General features: G+C 69.3%; 6 protein-coding genes and 1 pseudogene. 1 reads left to right on the top strand and 6 read right to left on the bottom strand.

Annotated elements, in window-relative coordinates; translation table 11 throughout:
- Positions 1-921 (top strand): annotated as a pseudogene (locus AC0IWM_RS23080) (IS3 family transposase); the annotation flags it as partial.
- Between the two features lie 584 nt (positions 922-1,505).
- Here AC0IWM_RS23080 and AC0IWM_RS23075 read toward each other — a convergent pair.
- From AC0IWM_RS23075 to AC0IWM_RS23050, 6 genes are all read right to left on the bottom strand, one after another.
- Positions 1,506-1,775 carry a hypothetical protein gene (locus AC0IWM_RS23075; RefSeq protein ID WP_471758924.1) on the bottom strand — a complete coding sequence of 90 codons (270 nt, stop codon included), beginning with the start codon at positions 1,773-1,775 and terminating at the stop codon, positions 1,506-1,508.
- Positions 1,776-1,946: 171 nt separating this feature from the next.
- On the bottom strand, positions 1,947-3,200 hold the full coding sequence (locus tag AC0IWM_RS23070; protein ID WP_471758922.1) for a cytochrome P450: 1,254 nt from the start codon (positions 3,198-3,200) through the stop codon (positions 1,947-1,949).
- Entirely contained in the window at positions 3,193-4,512 is a 1,320-nt protein-coding gene (locus tag AC0IWM_RS23065; protein ID WP_471758920.1) for an NAD(P)/FAD-dependent oxidoreductase, read from the bottom strand. Before AC0IWM_RS23065 ends, AC0IWM_RS23070 begins: the two co-directional genes overlap by 8 nt.
- Positions 4,509-4,757, bottom strand: coding sequence for a ferredoxin (locus AC0IWM_RS23060; protein ID WP_471758918.1), 249 nt, complete (start codon positions 4,755-4,757; stop codon positions 4,509-4,511). The genes AC0IWM_RS23065 and AC0IWM_RS23060 overlap by 4 nt, the downstream gene beginning before the upstream one ends.
- 19 nt (positions 4,758-4,776) lie before the next feature.
- Positions 4,777-4,986 (bottom strand): hypothetical protein, encoded by a 210-nt coding sequence (locus AC0IWM_RS23055; protein ID WP_471758916.1) that lies wholly within the window; start codon positions 4,984-4,986, stop codon positions 4,777-4,779.
- Positions 4,983-6,272: a nucleotide disphospho-sugar-binding domain-containing protein gene (locus AC0IWM_RS23050; RefSeq protein WP_471758914.1), complete on the bottom strand. Its 1,290-nt coding sequence runs from the start codon at positions 6,270-6,272 to the stop codon at positions 4,983-4,985. Before AC0IWM_RS23050 ends, AC0IWM_RS23055 begins: the two co-directional genes overlap by 4 nt.
- Positions 6,273-6,358: the final 86 nt, after the last annotated feature.

Raw genomic sequence — 6,358 nt, 5'->3', positions numbered from 1 at the left:
TGGTTCGGAGCACCATCATGCCGCTTCCACCGCGCGACGCACCCCGAATACCCCATCTAGCCCCGGAACGACGCCGGCAGGCAGTCGACGCGATCGAGGAGAAGTACGGCCTCTCGGAGCGCCACGCCTGCCGGATCGGCGGCCAGCACCGGGGTACGCAACGCTACGGGCCCACGGTCCCGGCTGACGAGGATGCGCTGACCCGCGCCATCGTCGCCTTGGCGTCTTCGTCACGGACGCTACGGCTATCGCCGCGTCACCGCGCTGCTGCAGACAGCGGGTTGGCAGGTAGGGAAAGACCGGGTTCAGCGGATCTGGCGTCGTGAGGGGCTCAAGGTCCCGCAGAAGCATCGGCCGCGAAGCCGGCTGTGGTTGAACGACGGCTCCTGCGTGCGGCTACGGCCTCTCCATCGCAATCACGTCTGGAGCTTCGACTTCGTGCAGGGCCAGACCCATGACGGGCGAAGCCTGCGCATCCTGACGCTGATCGACGAGCACAGTCGGGTTTGTCTCGCGCTGAAGGTGGCAGGGCGCATCGACAGCCTGGGTGTGATCGAGGCGCTGGCCGAGGCGATGTGCCTGCATGGCATCCCGGAGAACATCCGCTGCGACAACGGCCCGGAGATGATCGCGAAGGCTTTGCGGAAATGGGTCGCCAAAACCGGCCCGCAGATCCAGTACATTGCACTAGGATCGCCGTGGGAGAATGGCCATTGTGAGAGCTTCAATGGCAAGCTGCGGGACGAGTGCCTACGCCAAGAGGTCTTCTCCTCGCTCGAGGAGGCACAGACCGTGATTGGGATCTGGCAGAACACCTACAACCGCGTTCGGCCGCATTCGTCCTTGGGCTACCGGCCGCCCGCGCCTGTCACCGTCCCGGACCTGGCCTTCCGGCTACCCATGGCCGCCACCATGCAGTAGCCTCTCAATCGGCTCGGTCCAAAAGACCGGTCAGGTCAACACGACAAGCCGGCTCGAAGGACTAGCAAAGGAACTCGGTGAGACTGTCGTGGTCTCCGGCGATCTTCTCGAACGCCTGGGCGAGGCGCCGAACGACATTCTGATCACAGAGCTGGGCGTTCACACCATACGGGGCCGCAACGAGCCAATGCGGATTGCAGCCGTCAAAGTTTAAATCAGGCGCAGCATCACCTCGCGCATAAAATTGAATGGCTAAGCTGCCACTATTGATCGCTTTGAGAAGCCCCACTCCGCCACTGCGAATGGCAATTTACCAAATGCCGGGACCGCGAAGCGGACAAGCTGCAACCGGCCAGCTTCGGGCGTACGGAGGTGGTTCGTTTGACATCCGCTTCCGGGCATCGTGACATGGAACTCGAACGACAAGGTTGGGTCGGCTCCTGCCGGCCCGTTGCCCGTCTTGATCGGGTGGAGAACGGTCTGGCCGCTTTCGGGCACAGGATGTGCCGAAGCGGACGTTGTCACCTGTCGAATCGCTTAGGAAATGAAGAGCGAGGCCTCGTTGTCGCCCGCATGGGGAAGTTTCAGCAGCCCGTGCAAATCGCTTTGCGGATGGCGCGGCTCAGACGCATGTCGGCCGTCGTCAAGTGCATCGAGGTACCAAGGCGCTGATCCAGGGGCGCGCCTAGCGGCTTGGTGGTTCCATTGGCAGCCACGTGTCGGAACAGGGTCGTCGCCGTAGGAAGGGAGGTGCCCGCGGATGGAACGACCGCCTCCGGTGTGCGGGCCACGGCGAAGGGCGCTGAGCTCATCAGGGTGAGCGCGACGACGACGGGACGAAGGATGGTGCGCATGGCGTGTCTCCAAGTGGCGATGCTTGGAGTTCGTGGTCCACGGCGACGCGTTACCTGATCGACGGCTTCTTCGTGTGATCCCGCACCGTCATCATGCCTGCCCTGGGAGGGTGAGGCGGGCGGCGTGCCAGCGAAACGTTGCTCCACGCGCGTTTCCACCCGGTTTCTGCGTCAGGCGTTCCCCGGCACGATGCCCGAGATCCGAATGCCGAGCCGCTCCGGACCACGCAGGGAGGCTCCGGGTCTGTAGGGCGGCGGGTCGGCCATGAGCCGGGGGGCGACGAGACGGCGGCATAGGGCGACCAGTGCGATCTCGGCCTCGATCCGCGCGAGCGGGGCGCCCATGCAGTAGTGCAATCCGCCGCCGAAACCGAAATGCTGGTTGTCGTCCCGATCCGGATCGAAACGGTCCGGATCGTCGAAGCGGGCCGGGTCGCGGTTCGCCGCGGCGAAGAGCAGGATGACCGGCGTGCCCTTCGGAATGGTTCGGCCCGCGATCTCGATGGTCCCGAGGGCCTTGCGGGTGCGGAAATGCACGGGCGGCTCGTAGCGCAGCAACTCCTCGATCACGCGCGGCGCCCGCTCGGGATCGGCGCGCAGGCGCTCCAACTCCCCGGGATGGCGCAGCAGGGTCAGCATGCCGTTGGTGATCAGGTTCACCGTGGTCTCGTGGCCCGCCACCAGCAGCAGGATCGCCGTCGAGATCAGGTCGAAATCGCCCATCACCGCCTTGCCGTCGGGACCCGGTGCGGCCAGCGCACTGAGCATGTCGGCGGTCGGGCGTCGGCGTTTCGCCCGGATCAGGGCGCGCATGTAGCCGGAGATCGCGTCGAAGGCCGCGACGGTCCGGTGCCGGCTGGCCTCGTCGTGGCGGGCATCAGGCTCCAGGGCGGTGGCGAGTTGCGTCGCCCAGGCCTGGAACTGCGGCTCGTCCGCCTCCGGCACGCCGAGCATGTCGCAGATCACCGAGACCGGGAGCGGATAGGACAGGTCCTCGACGAGGCAGACCTCGTCGCGTCCGACGCAGGCGTCGATGAGAGCGTCCACGTCTCGGACGACGCGCTTCCGCAGAGCCTGCACCCGCGCCACCGAGAACTCGCGCATCACGACGTGGCGCAGGGTGTCGTGGTCCGGCGGGTCGCGGAAGATCAGGGGTCGGTGCGCGGTGGCGATCCGGTCCTTGATCGGATTGAGGAGCCAGTCCTTGAGCGGGTTGCCGGTGCGCGGGCGGTGGGAGGGTGGCAGATCCTCGGAACTGAGGCGCGGATCGAAGATCAGGCTGCGGATCGCCGCGTGTCCGCTCACCACGACGCTGCCGTCACGCTGGCGCGAGACCGGGTTCTCGCGAAGCCGCGCGTAGATCGGATAGGGATCGGCCCGGTTCGCTGGGTCTAGGACCTCGGAAAACAGCGTGTCCTCAGCCATGACGGGCCTCGCTGGAGGTGGGAGCGGCACGTCGAGGCGGGAAGCCGGGCGCCAGGGAGAGGAAGCCGCCCTGGTCGCTCGCATCGCGGATCGGCGGAAAGGCCTGGCCGGCCGTGATCGCCTCGGCATAGGCGGGAAGCCAGCGGGCCTGATCGAACGACACGGCCGCGATGCTGTGTCCGGCGCGGCCATAGACGGCGAGGAAGCGCCGCGAGGCGCGCGAGCCCTGCACGATCGCGACCGCGTCGGCGCCCTCGCTCAGGCCCACGGCCTTGATGTTGATCCCGAACTGGCTGGACCAGAAGGCCGGCAGATGGTGATAGGGCTGCTGGTCCTCGGGTCCCGCCAGCATGTTGCGCGCGGCGTGTGCCGCCTGGGCGACGGCGTTGCCCCAGTGTTCCACCGACATCAGCCGGCCGCCATAGAGCGGGTTCGGCCAGCGCGCCACGTCCCCGGCCGCGTAGATGTCCGGGCACGGCGTCCCTTCGGCGTCGAGCACCCGGCAGGCGCCGTCGCAGGTCACGCCCCCGGAATCCGCCATCAGGCCCGCGCCCGAGAGCCAGTCCGTGGCGCGCGTCGCGCCGAGCGCCACGATCACCAGGTCGGCCTCGACCGCGCGCCCGTCCGCGAGATGGGCGCGAGCGACCCGGCCCGAGGCGTCGCCCGCGAAGCGGAGCACCTGTGCGCCGGCCTGAAAGGTCACGCCGGCATCCCGCAGGCAATCGGCGATGACGCCGCCGATCCAGGTGCCGAGCGAACGGGCGAGCGGCGTCGGGTTGGGATCGACCAGCGTGACGGGCAGTCCGAGCTCGCGGCAGCAGGAGCCCGCCTCGCAGCCGATCAGGCCGGCGCCGACGATGAGGACGCGGTCAGGTCCCTCGGCCAGCGCGGCGCGCAGGCGGGCGGCATCGTCCCGGCCGCGCAGGGTGAAGATGCCGGCGAGCCCGCCACCCGAGGTGGCCGGCCAGGGGCGCGCCTGCGCACCGGTGGCGATGAGGACGCGCTCGTAGGCGAGCAGCGCCCCGTCCGCGAGGCGGATCGTACGCGCAGCGCGGTCGAGGGCAATGGCCCCCTGCCCCAGCCGCCATTGCGCATCGAGGGCCACGCCTTCCGGAAGTTCGGTGGCATCCGGTGTCAGTTCGCCCGACAGGACGTGCTTCGACAGGGGCGGCCGATCATAGGGACGATACGGTTCGTCGCCCACGATCGTGAGCCGCCCGGCATAGCCGTTGCGCCGCAGAGCCTCCGCGCCCCGGAGGCCGGCGAGCGAAGCGCCGACGACGACGATGCCGGCCGTCTCCGCGGGGCTCACGATGCGTCTCCGATTTCGGCCTGAAGGCTGATGGCGCGGACGGGGCAGGCCTGGACGGCCCGCTCGATCTCACCCCGGCGCGCGCGTGGCGGCGCGGGGTCGTAGAACAGGATCTCGTGGCCTCGGACCTCGAAGGCACCGGGTGCCGCGTAGCAGCACTGGGCGTAACCCTGGCACCGGTTGAGGTCGACCACGACGCGAAGCGACGCGATTTCGCGTGGAACGGACTCGGTGGGGTCGGTCATGGCGATACCTCGCTGGTGCTCAGAGGCCGAGGAACGGATCGGACGTATCGTCGTCCTGCGGGATCAGGTTGGCGACCGATGCCAGGGGCAGGCCGGTCAGGGCGGCGAGGACGAGGGTGGCGGCGAACACGATCGGCCGGGGCGTTCGCCCGCCGTCGCTGTTCCGGTTCGCCGTCGCTCCGGCCAGGGCTCGGGCGCGGGCAGGGCCGAAGATCGGGATGGTGCTCATGCGGCGATCCCCCGGAGGCTCGAGCGGGTGCGGACCACGTCGTCGATGCCAGCGAGCATCGCCGACCCGGCGTCCAGCCCAGCGAAGGCGCGCGCCAGGGATGCGGCCCGCGCGCGGTAGCGGGATTGGGCCAGCACCGTTTCGATCGCCTCGCGCAGCGCCGGGATCGTCGGCGCGTTGGTCGCGAGATTGAGCCCGGCGCCCGACCAGCCGATGCGGGCGCCGATCTCCGCCTTGTCCTCGGTCAGCCCGGCCGAGACGATCGGCACGCCGGCCGCGAGGGCCTGCGAGACGCTGCCATATCCACCGTTGGTGACGAGCAGGGACACCTCCGGCAGCATCGCGTCGAAGGGCAGGAACGGCGCCACCCGGGCATTCGCCGGCAAGGGGCCGCGCAAGGCCTCGACGGGGCGCCCGCCCGTGGTCGCCACCACCAGCAGGTCGTCGCGGTCCGCGAGGGCCGCGAGGGTCGGCTCGATCAGTTCGCCGAAATCGGTATTCGCCAGGGTGCCCTGCGTGACCAGGACGACGGGCTTGGCCTGGTCGCGCGCCAGCCACCAATCGGGAAGCGCGACCTCGGCCTTCGGCGTCGGCAGCAGGCCGGTGAAGCGGAGGTTGGGCGGCAGCGTCCCGAAATCGTATTCGAACTCGGGCACGGTCGGCTGGAGGAACAGGTCCGGCAGCACGGCGATGGAGTGCGGCAGCGAGGCCGGCAGGGGCGGCAGGCCGAGTTGCGCCAGTTGCGCATCCGCGTGGGCGCGCACGGGATCGACGAAGGCGGCATCCATTCCGGCCTTCAGGACCGCGTAATGGGCGCGCTCCGCTTCCGTTCGGGCCGGCGGCAATCCGAGGCCGACCGGCGCGTCGTCGGGCCGATCGAGGAACAAGAAACTGACGTTGAGGACGACGATCGGTGGACGGGGGTGAGAGGCGAGCAGCATCGGCAGCACGCCGAGGAACAGGCTGCCGGCGACGATCACGTCGGGCCGCTCGGCCTCGACGAGGCGACGCAGGGTCTCTGCCTGGACCGGAATCGGATCGATGAAGCGGCGCGCGAACTCGCGCCGGTAGCGCTCGGGGCCGGCGGGCAGGTCGGTCTCGCGATACGCGGCGGCATCGCCGTCGTCGTAAGGTGAGAAGCGCAGGCCCGCCGCCTCGACCTTCCCGCGAAACCGCTCGGCAGTGGTCATGACGACGTCGTCTCCGCGGGCGGCGAGACACCGGCCCAAGGCGAGAAGCGGATTGATGTGCCCGGTCAGGGCCGTGGCGGCGATCAGCACCTTCATGGCGGCGCGTCCTCAATGCATCGGTTGCGATACTGAGACCATCGCTGCGGCGCACAGCCGGGTTACGGGCGGGCGCCCGGACGGGT

The organism is Methylobacterium sp. AC433, assembly GCF_979253015.1.
The sequence above is the reverse complement of the archived record's forward strand: the minus strand, read 5'-3'. Positions and strand labels throughout refer to the sequence as shown.